This window comes from Pseudorhodoplanes sp. (assembly GCF_050250235.1).
Lineage (GTDB): Bacteria > Pseudomonadota > Alphaproteobacteria > Rhizobiales > Xanthobacteraceae > Pseudorhodoplanes.
The window spans coordinates 1-16,633 of record NZ_JBFWPA010000057.1; the positions used below are offsets into that span (position 1 = coordinate 1).

Here is a 16,633-nt window from a genome sequence, read left to right on the forward strand (position 1 = left end):
GCCGGGACACTGTGCGGGACCGGACAGAAATGTCGCGCCGGGGATGCGCATTCCCCGGCGCGACGCCTGGCGTCAGCTCGATGGCAACAACACGCTATCGATCACATGGATGACGCCATTCGACTGGCGCACGTCCGCGATCGTCACGGTGGCGACGCCGCCTTTCTCGTCGGTCAGCGTGATCATATTGCCCTTCTTCCTGGCCTGCAGCACGCAGCCGCCCACGGTCTTGACCGGATGCGTACCCTTGTCATCGGCGATCATCTTGCTGATGGCAGACGACATCGCATTGGCTGCGACAACGTGACAGGTGAGGATCTTGGTGAGCGTCGCCTTGTTCTCGGGCTTCACCAGCGTCTCGACCGTTCCGGCCGGGAGCTTGGCGAAGGCGGCGTTGGTCGGCGCGAACACCGTAAACGGTCCCTTCCCCGACAGCGTGTCGACGAGGCCCGCGGCTTTCACTGCCGCGACCAGCGTGGTGTGATCCTTCGAATTGACGGCGTTTTCGACGATATTCTTGTTCGAGAGCATGGGCGCGCCGCCCACCATCGGGTTCTTGTCTTGCGCGCCGGCCGACGCCGCGAATGCGATCGAGGCCGCTGCTGCCATTAGAGCGATACGCTTGGACATATGAGGTAACTCCCTTCCGTGAGGTTGATTGCGACGGGACATCCGCCCATCAGGACAAGCGACAGGGTTCGCCCGGAGCGGGGCGTGACCGGTGCCAACCATGTCGTCGTCGGGGAGAGTTACGACGCAAGGCGTCGCGGGTTTCGGCGGCGCGCCGTGCTCACGGTCTCGTGAGAGCAGTTCAAGGCGAAGGTTGCTGAAACTCTGGGCGCAGCACGCTTGCTCTTTCGTCAGTGCCGGGCTTGACGCCGGTTCCGGCGCGTTCATAACCACCGGTAAAGTGAGAGCGCCGGCGCGAGACGAGAATGACGAAAACGAGTTCAGGAAACTTCTTCGAGGATTTTCGGATCGGCCAGACCATCCGTCACGCCACGCCGCGTACCGTCACGACCGGGGATGTCGCGATCTATAACGGCCTGTTCGGCGCGCGCTTTGCGGTGCAATCGTCCGACGCCTTTGCGAAGGCGATCGGCTATCCGCGTTCGCCGATCGACGACCTGCTGGTGTTCCACATCGTATTCGGCAAGACGGTGCCGGATATTTCGCTGAATGCAGTGGCCAATCTCGGTTACGCCAATTGCCGCTTTCTCGCCCCGGTCTATCCCGGCGACACGCTCAACGCCGTATCCGAGGTGATCGGACTCAAGGAGAATTCCAGCCGCAAGACCGGGATCGTGTTCGTGCGCTCGGTCGGGTATCGCTCCGACGGCGCCCGGGTTCTTGAATATGTCCGCTGGGTGATGGTCCGCAAGCGCGACGAGAACGCCCCGGTGTCCGGCGAGCATGTGCCGCGGCTCCCGACCGCGCTGGAACCGAAAGTGCTGGGCGATGCCTGCCCACCGATCGATACCAGTGCATACGACAATGGGCTCGCCGGCAGTGCACATCGTTTCGCCGATTATTCGGCCGGCGAAAAGATCGACCACAGCGACGGCATCACGGTCGAGGAAGCCGAGCACATGATCGCAACGCGCCTCTATCAGAACACTGCGCGAATTCACTTCAACCAGTTCATCGAGGGACAGGGCCGGTTCGGGCGCCGGCTGATCTATGGCGGGCATGTGATTTCGCTGGCGCGCGCGCTGTCCTTCAACGGGCTCGCCAACGCCTTCCATGTCGCGGCGATCAATGGCGGCCGCCATGTTGCGCCGCTATTCGCGGGCAACACCGTGTTCGCGTGGTCCGAAATCCTCGCCAAGGCGGAATTGCCACAGCGCAGCGACCTCGGCGCGCTGCGCGTGCGCACCATCGCGACCAGGGACAAGCCGTGCGGCGACTTCCCGTTGAAGACCGGCGACGCGGACGATCCGGCGGTGATCCTCGATCTGGATTACTGGGTGCTGATTCCGCGATAGGTCTCGCCTACCCCGCCCGCATGTGTTCGACGAGCTGGCGCGCAAAGGGCGAGAGCGCGGTCACGTCACGCACGCAGATGGTCAGATCGCGCAAGGCCCAGGTGTCCGTCAGGTCGACCGGCTTGATCGCCATCGAGCGAGCTGCCCAGCGCACCGTCGTTTCCGGCACGATGCCGATGCCGGCATTGCGTTCGACCAGGCGGCACACGCCGTCGAAGGAGCGCAACTGGACCCGCAGCTTCAGCGGACGCCCGACCCGGCTCGCCTTGTCCGCCAGAAAGCGCTGCAGCGCACTCGCGCGGTCGAGCCCCACGAAGTCATAATCCAGCACCTCGGTGAAACTGGCCTTCTCGCGTCGCGCCAATGGATGATCGCGCGACACCACGAGCACGAAGCGGTCGCTGCGGAACGGGAAGGTGACCAAGCGGCTGGTATCCACCGTACCTGCGACGATTCCGATATCGCCGACGCCTTCTCCGACCAGCCCCACGATCTCGTCGGACAGACGCTCTTCCAGATCGATGCTGACATGTGGATGCGCGGCGAGGAAGGAACTCAGCACGTCCGGCAGAAATTCGGTCAGGGCATTGGTATTCGACAGAATTCGCACCTGGCTGAAAAAACCACCTGAATAGGCGCCGAGATCCTCGCGCAGGCGCTCGGCCTGGGCAAGGATGGTGCGCGCATGCTGGAGCAACGTCCGCCCCGCCTGGGTCGGGGTGACCCCCTGCCGGCTGCGGGTCAGGAGCGGTGCCCCGATCGCATCCTCCATATTGCGGATCCGGGTCGAGGCCGCGGCCAGGGCAAGGTGAGCGCGGGCGGCGCCCTGCGTGATGCTGCCCGCCTCCACCACATGCCGGAACAGGCTCAGGTCAGGGATGTCGAAGCGCAACGGGCGGCTCCTGGGCAGGCCCACCAAATGTGTCGATTGGGTTCGGATGCCTTCGGAAACGGCGAAGGCATCCTACTCCAAATGCTTATTGCATGGAACAAAAATAGGAATATTGGTTCGTCGTTTCCGAAATTTGACTGCCTTCTAAGCGCGATCAGCAAAATGGAACCGGTTTTGCTACGTGTCGTGCTACCGCCAGAGGGCAGCCAGATCTGCGGGCCTTCCGGCGGCCGGAATGGTGCTTGCGCACCATTGGCTCATGCTCCGGAAGCCGGGATATTCCGGCCCATGCGGCCGAGGGAGTCGATGTGAATGGCACACACACGCCGCACCGTTGAAAGACCGCTCTCCCCGCATCTGGGCATCTACCGGCCGATGCTGACCATGGTGATGTCGATCACCCACCGCATCACCGGCATGGCGCTGTTCTTCGGCACCCTGCTTCTGACCTGGTGGCTTTTGGCGGCAGCGGCCGGTCCCACGGCCTATGCCAAGGTCCAGGCCTTCATGGGTTCGTTCATCGGGCTGATGATCCTGTTCGGATATACCTGGACGCTCATCCATCACATGCTGGGCGGGATCCGGCATCTGATCTGGGACACCGGGCGCGGCTTCGGCCCGGCCGAACGCGAATGGCTGACGCTCGCAACCATCGTCGGATCGGTCGGCCTCACGCTTGTGATCTGGATCGTCGGCTACATGTTTATCGGAGGCGCCCGATGAGCAAAGAGCCTTCCATGCGCACGCCGCTGTCGCGCGTGCGCTATCTCGGATCGGCGCATTCGGGCACCGAGCATTTCTGGAAACAGCGGGTGACCTCGGTGGCGCTGGTTCCGCTCACGATCATCTTCGTGTTCATCGTCGCCGGGCTGACCGGACGCAACCATGCGGCCGCGGCGCAAATTCTCGGTTCGCCCTTTGTCGCGATCACCATCATGCTGTTCGTGATCGCGGGCGTCTATCACATGTGGCTCGGCATGCAGGTGATCATCGAGGATTACGTGCACAGCGATCAGAAGCTGACGCTGATCATGTGCAACACCTTCTTCTGTTTTGTCATCGCGCTGTCCTGCCTCTATGCGCTGGTGAAGCTGTCCTTCGGAGTCTGATGCGATGAATTCGACCACGAACGGCAGCAAGCCGGACGGCGCACCGGCCGTGAATGGCGGCGCCTATCCGATCGAGGACCACACCTTCGACGTGGTCGTGGTGGGCGCCGGCGGTTCGGGGCTTCGTACCGTCGTTGGCTGCGCGCAGGCCGGATTGCGGACCGCCTGCATCACCAAGGTATTCCCCACCCGCTCGCACACGGTCGCGGCCCAGGGCGGCATCGCGGCATCGCTTGGCAATATGGGGCCGGACGACTGGCGCTGGCATATGTACGACACCGTCAAGGGGTCGGACTGGCTCGGCGATCAGGATGCGATCGAATACATGGTGCGCAACGCGCCGGATGCGGTGTACGAGCTCGAGCACTGGGGGCTGCCATTCTCGCGCACCGACGACGGCAAGATTTATCAGCGCCCGTTCGGGGGCATGACCACGGACTTCGGCAAGGGCATCGCGCAGCGCACCTGCGCCGCCGCCGACCGCACCGGTCATGCCATGCTGCATACCCTGTATTCGCAGTCGCTGCGCTATTCGGCGGAATTCTTCATCGAGTATTTTGCCATCGACCTGATCATGGACGAGGAAGGCCGCTGTGTCGGCGTGGTCGCGCTGAAGCTCGATGACGGCTCGATCCATCGCTTCCGTTCCAGCATGACCATCCTGGCGACCGGCGGCTATGGCCGCGCCTATTTCTCAGCCACGTCGGCCCATACCTGCACCGGCGACGGCAACGCCATGGTGCTGCGCGCCGGCCTGCCACTGCAGGACATGGAATTCGTGCAGTTCCACCCGACCGGCATCTATGGCGCCGGCTGCCTGATCACCGAGGGTGCGCGGGGCGAAGGCGGCTATCTGGTCAATTCGGAGGGCGAGCGCTTCATGGAGCGCTACGCGCCGTCCGCCAAGGACCTTGCCTCGCGTGACGTGGTCTCACGCTCGATGACGATCGAAATCCGCGAAGGGCGCGGTGTCGGCAAGAACAAGGACCACATCTATCTGCACCTCGACCATCTCACGCCCGAGGTGCTCCACGAGCGCCTGCCGGGCATCTCGGAGAGCGCGCGCATCTTCGCCGGCGTCGATCTGACCAAGGAGCCGATCCCCGTGCTCCCGACCGTGCATTACAACATGGGCGGGATTCCCACGAACTTCCACGGCGAGGTGCTCACGAAGAAGAACGGCAATCCCGACACGGTGGTGCCAGGACTGATGGCGCTCGGCGAGGCGGCCTGCGTATCGGTGCACGGGGCAAACCGCCTGGGATCGAACTCGCTGATCGACCTTGTGGTGTTCGGACGGGCGGCCGCGGAACGCTGCACACAGACCGTCGAAAAGAATGGCAAGAAGCCCGAGCTTCCGAAGGACTCCGCCGAACTCGCGCTATCGCGGCTCGACCGGTTCCGCCATGCCAATGGCGGCACCCCGACCGCCGATCTGCGGCTCAAGATGCAGAAAGTCATGCAGGGCTATTGTGCGGTGTTCCGCACCGGTGAAACCCTCGACGAAGGCCACAAGCTGATCCACGACGTCTATCAGGGCATGCCCGACCTGCATGTCACCGATCGCTCGCTGACCTGGAATTCCGATCTGGTCGAAACCATGGAGCTCGACAATCTGATCGCACAGGCGGTGGTGACGATGGACTCGGCGCAGAACCGCACCGAGAGCCGCGGCTCGCATGCGCGCGAGGACTATCCCGCACGCGACGACAAGAACTGGATGAAGCACACGCTCGCCTGGCTCGATCCGAAGACCGGCAAGGTCACGATCGAGTACCGGCCGGTGCACACCTACACGATGACGAATGACATCGCCTATATCGAGCCCAAAGCACGTGTGTATTGAACCGCGGTGCATGGATGGAAACCGAAGCGGCAGCCAATCCGGGAGGTGTGGTAGCCGCCCTGTTTGCGCTGGCGGCGTTGGTTGTCGGCCTGTTCTCGCGGCGCTTCCGAATGGCCGTCATCTGGAGTGCCGTCATCGGGGGTGCGTGCCTCGCCCTGTTCTTCGGCATCCTGCTCGCCTACGCCCCGGACATCCAGCTGTCCGCCCGCGGTTTCGGCCGTTTGTTCGGGCACGGGCTGTTCGCGTTTCTGTTCGGCCTGCTCGGTTATGGAATCCGGAAGATCTTCTCGCTGTTCTTCGCGCTGTTCCGGCGGTCGCCCGATCAGGGGCGGCCGCAATGACCGCAGCATTTTTTCGGTCCGGTTTATGCATGAGCGTCCCTCAGGCTGAAGCTCAATGAGAGGATCGTTCCATGCTTGACCCCATCATGATCGCGAACATCATCCTGGCTGCGCTTGCCGTGATCGCCGGATTGTGCAGCCGATCCTTCCTGACCGCGCTGGTCGCCGGGCTATTTCTGGCCCTGATCCATTCCGGCCTGGTGGTGCTGATCGGCCTGCAATCCGGATCCTTCGCGGTCACCGAACTGCCGTATCTCAAGGACGGCGTCGACATGGCCATGGAGACCGGCCATCTCACCTTCGCGAATGCCCGATACGTCGCCTATCTGGCTGAAGCCGGGATCGCGCTTCTTCTTATCGTCATCGCGGGCTGGATCGTCCGCAGCCTGTTCGTGCTGATGGGGCTAGCGCCCCGGCGGCCCAAACTGGCCGAAGCAAGCTGAAGGATCGAAATGGTCGAGTTCACGCTGCCGAAGAATTCCAGGGTCACCGATGGCAAGACCTGGCCGGGCAAACCGGGCGCGAAGAATGAACGCGAGTTCCGCGTCTATCGCTGGAATCCCGACGACGGCAACAATCCACGCATCGATACCTACAAGGTCGATCTCGACGATTGCGGCCCGATGGTCCTCGACGCGCTGATCTGGATCAAGTCGAAGGTCGACCCGACGCTGACGTTCCGGCGCTCCTGCCGCGAAGGCGTCTGCGGCTCCTGCTCGATGAACATCGACGGCACCAACACACTCGCCTGCACACGCGGCATGGACGAGATCAAGGGCAGCGTGAAAATCTATCCTCTGCCGCACATGCCGGTGATCAAGGACCTCGTGCCCGACCTCACGAATTTCTACGCGCAATATGCGTCGACCGAGCCGTGGCTGAAGACGGTGACGCCGACGCCACAGAAGGAGTGGCGGCAGAGCGAGGACGATCGCAGGAAGCTCGACGGTCTCTACGAGTGCATCCTGTGCGCCTGTTGCACCACCTCCTGCCCGAGCTATTGGTGGAACGGCGACCGCTACCTTGGCCCGGCCGCGTTGCTGCAGGCCGGACGCTGGCTGAAGGATTCCCGTGACGAGGCGACCGGCGACCGGCTCGACTTCCTGGAAGACCCGTTCCGGCTCTATCGCTGCCACACCATCCTGAACTGCTCGAAGGCCTGTCCGAAGGGACTCAATCCGGCGAAGGAGATCGCCGAGATCAAGAAGATGATGGTCGAGCGGCAGGTGTAGCGCGAGACTCAGCTCAGTCTCTCCGCTCGTCCCCGCGAAGGCGGGACCCAGAGTGTTGCGCTGAAGTCCCGCTTTCGCGGGAATGAGCGGAGTTGCGGTGCAGGCGTCGCCCGGCTACTCAGCGCGCCCCCGACGCCGCCTGCGCACCCGCACCCAGCCCCAGGGCTTCCGCCATCACTCGGAACACATCGGTATTCTCCATCTGCCCGCGCACGGCCTCGCTGCCGGGACCGGAGGCGGTGAGGATCACGTCTTCGCCCGAGTGCACGCTGGCACTGGCGAGCCGCGGCAGGTTGCCGAAGCGCAGCACCGCGCCCGGTACGTTCCTGTAGCGCTCGTTGGCCTCGAAAGTGCCGGGGTCCCTGCCGGGCGTGGTCGGCTGGTTCGGATCGTCGAGACGTGGACGAAAGGTCTCGTAGTGGTCCGGCAGGCTTGCCGAGAACATCGCAAGCCTGCGGCTGACATCGACGCGCGACGGATAACCCTCCGCGTCCGGCGACGGATAGTTCGGAAAGCCGGCCTTGTCGTAGATGCGCACGCGCTCGCGCATCGGCACATTCGGCGTGTTCGTCATGTCGTCATCGATGGTACCGACGATGGCGACCGGATGATTGTGATCGGCGAGAACCAGGATCAGAGTATCCTCGCCGCGCGCTTTCGCCCAGTCGCGCACCAGCCGCACCACATTGTCGAACAGGATGGTGTCGTAGACCGCGCGTTCCATATCGAGCAGATGGGTGTATTTGTCGATCATCCCGGATTCGACCATCAGGAAAAATCCGTTCGTGTTCTGCGACAGGATGTCGAGCGCCTTCGCCGTCATCTCGGTGAGGTCCGGCTGATCGGGGAACCGCTTGACGCCGCCCGCCTTCAGGAATTTGCGGTCGAGTACGCCATCCATATTGCCGGGTGTGAACAGCCCGAGCAGTCGTCTGGTATCCTGAGGCACCGCCTTCAGTTCCGCGGCATTTGACGCGAAGGCATAACCCGCATCCTTGAATTTCGCGATATAGTCAGTCTGGTCGCGGCGCCTTGCGCCCGGCGCGCCTTGCGGCAGAAAATTCGCGAGCCCGCCGCCCATCAGCACGTCCGGCTGCGCCGCGAAATACTGCTCGACAATCTGATCGTAGGCTGCCCGGCGGCGGGTATGCGCAATCATGGCAGCCGGCGTCGCATCTTGAATCTCGGTATTGCTGACGATGCCGACCGCCATGCCGTTGCGCCGCTTGGCGAGGCTCACGATTGTCTCGACCCTGGGATCGTCGAACGGATCGGCCGAGCGGTCGGCGTATACGCCCATGGCGTTCACCGCGGTCTTGTGGCCGGTGGCATAGGCACTCGCGGCATTCGCCGAATCGGTGATGATCGAATCGGTTCCCGCTGTCGACACCAATGCCATCTGCGGCAAGTCGTCCATCGCAAGCTTGCCGAACGCCCTGCCCTCGGCAATGCCCTTCGAGAGCAGGCGCGCCGCGGTCCGGTGCGCGGGCGAAAGGCCGTCGCCGATCAGCAGCACGACATTCTTCGCCTTGCGCGCCGGCGTGTCGTAGACGGTCCAGGTCACGTCGCGCGCCGCCGCCGCGGTCTCGATTCGAACGGTATGGGAGCCGGGCTTCGCGAGAGAAACATCGCGCAGGACCAGCGCGGATTGATCCTTGCCGTCCTCCTTCTCGATGAATTGCGCGGCCTTGCCAAACAGGCTGGCGTGATCGGCACCGTTCACCGTCAGTCGGATGTCGTCCGGTGAGACCAGCCCGGGCAATTCTACCTTCACGTCGAATCGCGACCCCGCAAGGATTTCGGCGCGATCGACGGGATAAACCGTCTGCGCACCGCAATCCGCGAACACGAACACGAACATCGCTGACGCCAATAGAGGCCGACGCATGGCAGGAGCCCTCTGGTTGCTGAGCCGCTTACACCTATGACGGGTTTGCGACAGCCATATTGTAGCCATCGAACGGATTGGGCGCGCGGTGGGGACTGTGGGTCGGCTGGAACGCCTCGGGCTCCCGGCCGTTACCCCCTGTCTAACGCACGGGCTTTCAAGGGAACCCCAGGCAAGGCAACAGGAGCGCGCAGATGAACGATGACACCGAACGCGTGTGGGATCTGATGGAGACGATCTCGATCTGCATGCTGGCGAGCTGGGACGGTAATGAGCTCACCTCCCGTCCGATGGCCGCCTTCGTGCGCCGCAAGAATGGCGCGATCTATTTCCTGGCCGATGCGCGCCATCACAAGGACGACGACATCCGCAAATTTCCCAAGGTCTGCCTCGCCTTCGCCAATCCCGGTAGTGAGCGCTTCGTGTCGGTGTCGGGTCCGGCGGAGGTGTCCGCCGATCGCGGTGTCATCCGGGAATTGTGGTCCACCCCGGCCAAGGCCTGGTGGGATTCGCCCGACGATCCGAACATCCGCATGCTGAAGGTCACACCGGAAGAGGCTCAATATTGGGAAGGTCCCGGAAAGGTGGTCAGCAGCGTCAAGATGGCGATCGCCGCTGCCACCGGAAAGCGGCCGGATATGGGCGAGAACCGGAAGGTCGCGATGCGATGACCGATATGCACGGCTCTGCTCGGACTTGATCCGCCGCGACTGACGCGCGTGACATGCCTCCGCCATCGTTGCGGCGCACAGGGGACCACGATTGTAATCAGCCTGCCGTCGATTGCGATCTCCACCAACAAGAACAAGTCTTCGATACGACAACCATAGCGAGACAGATAGAGATGCGCCTTACAAGACTGCTCCTTGCCGGAACCGCCATCCCCGCCATTGCGATGTGTCATCCTGTCATCGCCCGCGACATCGGCGCGCCGATCGTCATCGCGCAGCAGGACAAGGACAAGAACAAAAACAAGGATCAGGAGAACAGGCAGCGCAAGGACAACCGGCAGGAAAACCGCCAGCAGCGCCAGGAGCAGCGCGGGGAACGCCGCGAGCAGAAGCAGGAGCAGCGTCAGCAGCGTCAGGGTCAGCAGCAACAGCAACAGCAGGATCGCCGCGAACTGAAGCAGCAACAGAAGCAACAGGACGTGCAAGGTCGGGAGCGCCGCGATCAACGCCAGGATTTGCGGCAACAGCAGCAGCAGGATCGCCGGGAGACGCAGAGAGAGCAGAAGGAACAGCGCCGGGAGACGCAGAAGGAGCAGAAGGAACAGCGGCAGGAGCAGCAGCAGAATCAGCAGGACCAGCGGCGCCAGCAGCAGCAGACTCGTGAGCGGGAGAAGACCGACGAAAAGCTCCGCAAGGATCAGCGGCGCGAGAGCGAGGACAGGCAGCAGCGGCCGCAGCCGGATCAGCGCCAGGGCGGGCGTACCGGCGACGGCGAGCGCCGCAGCGGCGCCGACGACGGCAGGCGCAAGCTGGACGACATACGCGGCGAGCGCCGAGAGCGAAAGGAAGGCGGCCGCACCATCATCCAGGAGGGCAACCGGACGATCGTGCGCGATGGCGGCCGCACGTTCATCCGCCGCGATGAATCCGACCGGCTCCGCCGCGTCGGTCGCGATGTGAACGTTCAGCGTGTCGGCGGCGAAACGCGGACCGTGGTGATCGGCCCGAACGGACAGCGCATCGTAACCGTCACCGACGCCAATGGTCGTCTCCTGCGCCGGTCCCGCTTTGTCAACGACCGCGAGGTGATCATCATCGACAATCGGCCGCGCGGCGGCCGTCGCGCCGATGCATTCTTCGTGTCGCTTCCCGCTCTCGCCATCGCTTCGCTGGCGATCCCGCGCGATCGCTACATCGTAGAAGCGGAGAGCGCGCCGCCCGAATACATCTACGGCGCGCTGATGGCGCCGCCGGTTGAGCGGCTGCCGCGGGCCTATACGCTCGATGAAATCCGCTACAGCCCGGAAGTCCGCGATCGAATGCCGCGGATCGATCTCGATACCATCACCTTCGATCTCGGCTCATGGGAGATCGCGCCGAGCCAGTATGACCGGCTGGCACCGATCGCTGATGGCATCAAGCGCGCCATCGCAAGGAATCCGAACGAGGTGTTTCTGATCGAAGGGCATACCGACGCAACCGGCACGGAGGAAGACAATCTGTCGCTGTCCGACCGGCGTGCGGAAGCGGTTGCGGTGATCCTCACCGACGAATTCCAGATTCCGCCCGAGAACCTGACCACCCAAGGTTATGGCGAGCAGCAGCTCAAGATTCCCTCGGAGGGTCCGGAGCGCGCCAACCGGCGCGTCACCGTCCGGCGGATCACGCCCCTGCTGCAGCAGGGGCAAGCCGCGGGGGGCCCGGTTCCGCAATAAGCCGGCGGGAGAGAATTTTCACATCGCACAAATGCAAATGGCCGGGCACTCGTTGCCCGGCCATTTTCTTTAAGCCCGTCCGAATCGCCGTTTACCAGAAATGCGACGTGATTAGCCATCGCCTCGCGATGCAATTGCCTCGTTATCTTGATTCAAGTCATATTGTGTTCATGAGCGCCTTGCTAACCGGCATGCGCGGCGCCTTGTGACGTTCGGGGAAGCGTCCTTTCCAACCAGCGAGACAACCATGCGACCGAAGCACCTTCTCCTGATGGGAGCGGCAATCCTGGCTGCCTATGCCTTCACGTCCTTCTCGAACTTCGAAGGAAACACGACAGTCCTGGCCCAGGGCGGAGGTGGCGGTGGCCAAGGCGGTGGCCAAGGCGGTGGCCAAGGCGGCGGCATGGGCGGCATGGGTGGCATGGGCGGTGGCGGCCAAGGTGGTGGCGGCTTCGGTGGCCAAGGCGGCGGTGGCGGCGGCATGGGAGGTGGTGGCGGCGGCGGCATGGGTGGCGGCGGTGGCGGCCAGAACCAGCAGCAGCAGCAATTCCGTCAGCAGCAGCAGCAGCAACGGCAGCAGCAGAAACTGCAGCAACAGCAATTCCAGCAGCAGCAGCAGCAGCAACGCCAGCAACAGCAACTGCAGCAGCAACAATTCAAGCAGCAGCAGCAGCAGCAGCGGCAGCAACAGCAGTTGCAAAGACAACAGCAGCAATTCCAGCAGCAGCAGCAAAGACAGCAGCAGCAATTCCAGCAGCAGCAGAACCGGCAACAGCAGAACCAACAGAACCAGAACCGGCAAAATCAATTCCAGAACCAGCAGCGTTTCCCGGGGCAGCAGAACCAGTTTCAGAACCGCCAGGGACAGCAATTCCAGGGACAGGGGCGTCGGCCAAACTTCCAGACGTTCCAGCCGCAATACCAGCAGCGGGGCAACCGGAATTATTACAGCGTCGGCAACACGCGCTACATCCAGCGCAACGATTACGATCGCTTCCGGCGGTTCGACCGCAATGCTCAGGTGCAGCGCTTCGGCGGCAACTTCCGGACCGTGACCGTCAGCCCGAGCGGCGGCAGGATCGTGACCATCACCGATCCGAACGGGCGCCTGATCCGCCGCTCGCACTTCGTGAACGGGCAGGAATTCATCATCATCGACAACCGCTTCCGCGGACAGCGTCGGCCGGATGAGTTCTTTGTCAGGCTGCCGCCGCCGGTGATCCGCATTCCTCAGAACCGGTACATCGTGGATGCCGGCGTGGCGCCGCCCGATTTCGTGTATGGCGCGCTGATGGCCGCTCCGGTCGGAGCCATCGAGAGGCCTTATACGCTCGACGAGATCCGGTTCAGTCCGGACGTGCGCAACCTGATGCCGCGCGTCGACCTCGACACGATCACCTTCGCATCGTCGTCATCGGACGTCACACCGGATCAGTACAATCGGCTGGCGCCGATCGCAGACGGCATCAAGCAAGCGGTCGCGCAAAATCCGAGCGAGGTCTTCCTGATCGAAGGACATACCGACGCCGTCGGCGAAACGGAGGAAAATCTGGCGTTGTCCGATCGTCGCGCCGAGGCCGTCGCCGAGATTCTGACCAGCCAGTTCCAGGTGCCGCCGGAAAACCTGACGACGCAAGGCTATGGCGAGCAGCAGCTCAAGATCCCCACCGCGGGACCGGAGCGCGCCAATCGTCGTGTCACCGTGCGCCGCATCACTCCGCTGTTGCAGCAAGGTCAGGCGAACCCGCAGGATGACCAGCCGGATGATCCGCAACAGGGCGACCAGCAGGACGATCAGCCGCAGGACAATCAGCAGCAATTCGCCCCGCAGCAACCGCAGCAATTTGCTCCGCAGCCGCAGCAATTCGCGCCGCGACGGCCGTAAGCAGCGGCGCAGCGACAAAGCCGGGAATGGCCGGGCGTGAGCCCGGCCATTCTTTTATTCCCCAAAATCGATTGCGGCATTCCGACGCACCTGCTTTCGGGCAATGGACTTCCCGCTTTTGTCGCAGGTACTCAAGTCCGGGTCTCACATTTCGGAGGCCCGCTTTTCACGCTGCGTGTTTGTCATTTGGGGGTGACAATGCCGAGAACGTCCCTGTTGGGGGTGCTGGTCCCTGCTGTGTTGGTCGTCCTTGCCGGCCCCGCGCTGGCCCAGTCAGGGGGCGATCGCTTCTGCAAGCAATACGCCTCCAGCGCGGCTGACAACGCGCGTGAGGCGATCCGGAAAAATCCTTCCTGCCAGGACCCCAGCAAGGGCATGCACGCGAATGAGTCGATGCACTTCCTGTGGTGCATGGCGAACCCGCGATCCGAAGTCGAAGGCGCGTTCGACAACATCAGGCGGCTGGCCGATCAATGCACGCGACGGCAGGCGCCGCCGCAAGGCGCGGCCAGACCGCAAGGCGCAGCCAGACCGCAAGACGCAGCCAATACGCAGGAGGTCACGATCTCTCCCGGGACGGACCGCGGCTTGTGTGTCACGGCCGAACTCAAGCCGTTCGGCGCCATCACGCTCGAGCGCTGCGCCGGCGAGGCGCTGCAGATTTTCTCATTCGATCGGCGGTCCGGACAGCTTCGGGCCGCGGCACCTGAACTCTGCGTCGATCTCGACCGCGCTCCCGACCAGCCGGACAGGCTGCATCTCGTGCGCTGCAACGGCCAGGACCAGACCATGCATCCCTGGACCTATGACGGCGCGGGCGGCGCCCTGCGTTATGCCCGTGAGGGCATTTGCTGGGATCTGCAGCAAGGCAACGCCCGGCCCGGCCAGAAGCTCATCGGGAAACGGTGTTCGCCAAAATCACGCAATCAGCAATTCGCTATGAAAGGTCAGACGCAATCCGCGGCCCAAGTCGCGCCGCCGCAGCGTCCGCAACAATTCCCGAGCGCCGCCGCTCCCGCGCCGATTCCGCAGGTGGCGCAATCGCATGCGGGGCTTCGGTTCGACCAGCCGTCGGCGGTTCGCACCATTCCGCCGAATTCGGACGGCAGCGGGCCGGTAATCACCTGTACCTATTTTTCGGATTTCATGATCAGCCAGTCAACCGAGGGTCCGAGTGCGGAAAAGGCGGTGCTGGCGCGCGGCCAGAACCCGCCCTGCAGCGCCAGGCCGGCACCCGGCGGAATCACGCTCGTCGACACAGACAACATGCGTTTCCAGGGGCGCAAGGGCGCCGCGCTGTTCTTTGCGGGCGAACCCCACGGTACGGGTCCGTTCGTCGTGATCGACGCGCAATCCGCAAGGACCGTTCTTCAGGACAGCCTGACTTGGGATGACAAGCCGCTCATCCTGGCTGCGAGTTTCGAGAATGGCGGCCTGCGGCTGCGCTACAACCGCGGCATCAACGCGCCATGTTCCATCATGGAGAACGCGGCACGATGCTGGGCACAGATGATCAGGGATGGCCTGCTGCCGCAGGACATGGCGAACCAGGTTCCTTCACCGAGGATTTGCGAAGCCGCTTATCGGGAAATGAATGCGCCGAAGGACGCCAGCAGCATCGTAACGTATCGGAACGAAGTCGTCGTATTTGGGGACGGAAACACCAACACTCTGTCACGCGGCCCGATTGGATGCGGCGTCGTGCCGTGAGCGGGACCTGTCCAGCCGGAACAGCGCCGCCTTTATCTACAGCCCGCGCTTCTTCTTCCGCTGCCCTAGCGTGCGCAGCCGCAGCGCGTTGAGCCGGATGAAGCCTTCGGCGTCGCGGTGGTCGTAGGCCACCGCGCCTTCCTCGAACGTGACCAGCTCCTGATCGTACAGCGAATACGGACTTTCGCGGCCGATCACCCAGGCGCCGCCCTTGTAAAGCTTGAGCGTCACGCGGCCGGTCACGTGCTCCTGCGACTTGTCGATGGCCGCCTGCAGCATCTCGCGCTCGGGTGTGAACCAGAAGCCGTTATAGATCATCTCCGCGTATTTCGGCATCAGCTCGTCCTTGAGATGACCGGCACCGCGGTCGAGGGTGATGCTCTCGATGCCGCGATGCGCAGCGAGCAGGATGGTGCCGCCCGGCGTCTCGTACATGCCGCGCGACTTCATGCCGACGAACCGGTTCTCGACAAGATCGAGCCGGCCGATGCCGTTCCGCTTGCCGAGATCGTTGAGCGCCTTCAGCAAGGTCGCGGGCGACATCTTTTTCCCATCGATGGCGACCGGATCGCCCTTTTCGAAATCGATGGTGATGACCGTCGGCTTGTCGGGCGCGGTCACCGGGTCGTCGGTCCGGGAATAGACGTAGTCCGGCACTTCCTGCGACGGATCCTCCAGCACCTTGCCTTCGGACGATGCGTGCAGAAGGTTGGCGTCGACCGAGAACGGCGCTTCGCCGCGCTTGTCCTTGGCAATCGGTATCTGGTGCTGCTCGGCGAAGGCGATCAATTGCTCGCGCGAGCGCAGGTCCCATTCGCGCCATGGCGCGATGATGGTGATGTCCGGCTTCAGCGCGTAATAGGTGAGCTCGAACCGCACCTGGTCGTTGCCCTTGCCGGTCGCGCCATGACACACCGCGTCGGCCCCGACCTGCTCGGCGATCTCGATCTGCTTCCTGGCGATCAGCGGCCGCGCGATCGACGTGCCGAGCAGATACTGCCCCTCGTAGACCGTGTTGGCGCGAAACATTGGAAACACGTAGTCACGGACGAATTCCTCGCGAAGGTCCTCGATGAAGATGTTTTCCGGCCTGATCCCGAGCAGGATCGCCTTGGCGCGCGCAGGCTCCAGTTCCTCGCCCTGGCCGAGATCGGCGGTGAAGGTCACCACCTCACAGCCATAGGTGGTCTGCAGCCATTTCAGGATGATCGAGGTGTCGAGCCCGCCCGAATAGGCAAGCACGACCTTTTTCACGTCTCTTCTGAACTTGTCGGCCATGAATCCGGTCCCGTCCGTCGAAAGCGGGCGGACTATATTCGGAACCCTGAACGGTGCAACTTGGCCGTAATCGGACGCGGC

Annotated in this window: 16 protein-coding genes; 11 read left to right on the forward strand and 5 right to left on the reverse strand. The window is 63.3% G+C overall.

Annotated features, from left to right (window positions below; translation table 11 throughout):
* Nucleotides 1-72 precede the first annotated feature (72 nt).
* Nucleotides 73-609 carry a fasciclin domain-containing protein gene (locus AB7F49_RS22245; protein WP_428526470.1) on the reverse strand — a complete coding sequence of 179 codons (537 nt, stop codon included), beginning with the start codon at nt 607-609 and terminating at the stop codon, nt 73-75.
* A gap of 326 nt (nt 610-935) precedes the next feature.
* On the opposite strand from AB7F49_RS22245, the gene AB7F49_RS22250 reads away from it, so the two are divergent.
* The gene (locus AB7F49_RS22250) at nt 936-1,985 is read left to right on the forward strand and encodes a MaoC family dehydratase (RefSeq protein WP_428526388.1); all 1,050 of its coding nucleotides are present in this window, start codon (nt 936-938) and stop codon (nt 1,983-1,985) included.
* Between the two features lie 7 nt (nt 1,986-1,992).
* Here the strand turns inward: AB7F49_RS22250 and AB7F49_RS22255 are convergent, their stop codons facing one another.
* A complete protein-coding gene (locus AB7F49_RS22255) occupies nt 1,993-2,877 on the reverse strand; it encodes a LysR substrate-binding domain-containing protein (protein WP_428526390.1) in 885 nt (294 codons plus the stop codon).
* A gap of 312 nt (nt 2,878-3,189) precedes the next feature.
* On the opposite strand from AB7F49_RS22255, the gene sdhC reads away from it, so the two are divergent.
* The 6 genes from sdhC (at nt 3,190) to AB7F49_RS22285 (ending at nt 7,405) form a co-directional block, all read left to right on the forward strand.
* Nucleotides 3,190-3,600, forward strand: coding sequence for a succinate dehydrogenase, cytochrome b556 subunit (gene sdhC, locus AB7F49_RS22260; protein WP_428526392.1), 411 nt, complete (start codon nt 3,190-3,192; stop codon nt 3,598-3,600).
* Entirely contained in the window at nt 3,597-3,986 is a 390-nt protein-coding gene (sdhD, locus tag AB7F49_RS22265; RefSeq protein ID WP_428526394.1) for a succinate dehydrogenase, hydrophobic membrane anchor protein, read from the forward strand. The genes sdhC and sdhD overlap by 4 nt, the downstream gene beginning before the upstream one ends.
* A gap of 4 nt (nt 3,987-3,990) precedes the next feature.
* Nucleotides 3,991-5,832 (forward strand): succinate dehydrogenase flavoprotein subunit, encoded by a 1,842-nt coding sequence (gene sdhA, locus AB7F49_RS22270; RefSeq protein WP_428526396.1) that lies wholly within the window; start codon nt 3,991-3,993, stop codon nt 5,830-5,832.
* Nucleotides 5,833-5,846: 14 nt separating this feature from the next.
* Complete coding sequence (locus AB7F49_RS22275; RefSeq protein WP_428526398.1) at nt 5,847-6,173, forward strand: hypothetical protein; 327 nt, start codon at nt 5,847-5,849, stop codon at nt 6,171-6,173.
* Between the two features lie 71 nt (nt 6,174-6,244).
* Nucleotides 6,245-6,616 (forward strand): hypothetical protein, encoded by a 372-nt coding sequence (locus AB7F49_RS22280; protein ID WP_428526400.1) that lies wholly within the window; start codon nt 6,245-6,247, stop codon nt 6,614-6,616.
* A 9-nt stretch (nt 6,617-6,625) separates the two neighbouring features.
* Entirely contained in the window at nt 6,626-7,405 is a 780-nt protein-coding gene (locus AB7F49_RS22285) for a succinate dehydrogenase iron-sulfur subunit (RefSeq protein WP_428526401.1), read from the forward strand.
* A 118-nt stretch (nt 7,406-7,523) separates the two neighbouring features.
* On the opposite strand, the gene AB7F49_RS22290 is transcribed toward AB7F49_RS22285, so the two are convergent.
* Nucleotides 7,524-9,293: an alkaline phosphatase gene (locus tag AB7F49_RS22290; RefSeq protein ID WP_428526403.1), complete on the reverse strand. Its 1,770-nt coding sequence runs from the start codon at nt 9,291-9,293 to the stop codon at nt 7,524-7,526.
* A 194-nt stretch (nt 9,294-9,487) separates the two neighbouring features.
* On the opposite strand from AB7F49_RS22290, the gene AB7F49_RS22295 reads away from it, so the two are divergent.
* Entirely contained in the window at nt 9,488-9,964 is a 477-nt protein-coding gene (locus AB7F49_RS22295) for a pyridoxamine 5'-phosphate oxidase family protein (RefSeq protein WP_428526405.1), read from the forward strand.
* 173 nt (nt 9,965-10,137) lie between these two features.
* On the forward strand, nt 10,138-11,679 hold the full coding sequence (locus AB7F49_RS22300) for an OmpA family protein (protein WP_428526406.1): 1,542 nt from the start codon (nt 10,138-10,140) through the stop codon (nt 11,677-11,679).
* A 157-nt stretch (nt 11,680-11,836) separates the two neighbouring features.
* Here the strand turns inward: AB7F49_RS22300 and AB7F49_RS22305 are convergent, their stop codons facing one another.
* Nucleotides 11,837-12,805, reverse strand: coding sequence for a hypothetical protein (locus AB7F49_RS22305; RefSeq protein ID WP_428526408.1), 969 nt, complete (start codon nt 12,803-12,805; stop codon nt 11,837-11,839).
* On the opposite strand from AB7F49_RS22305, the gene AB7F49_RS22310 reads away from it, so the two are divergent.
* Complete coding sequence (locus AB7F49_RS22310; protein WP_428526410.1) at nt 12,761-13,564, forward strand: OmpA family protein; 804 nt, start codon at nt 12,761-12,763, stop codon at nt 13,562-13,564. The genes AB7F49_RS22305 and AB7F49_RS22310 overlap by 45 nt on opposite strands.
* Before the next feature lie 198 nt (nt 13,565-13,762).
* Entirely contained in the window at nt 13,763-15,274 is a 1,512-nt protein-coding gene (locus AB7F49_RS22315; RefSeq protein WP_428526412.1) for an RICIN domain-containing protein, read from the forward strand.
* A gap of 36 nt (nt 15,275-15,310) precedes the next feature.
* Here AB7F49_RS22315 and AB7F49_RS22320 read toward each other — a convergent pair whose 3' ends face one another.
* A complete protein-coding gene (locus AB7F49_RS22320; protein WP_428526414.1) occupies nt 15,311-16,552 on the reverse strand; it encodes an argininosuccinate synthase in 1,242 nt (413 codons plus the stop codon).
* Between the last annotated feature and the right edge of the window lie 81 nt (nt 16,553-16,633).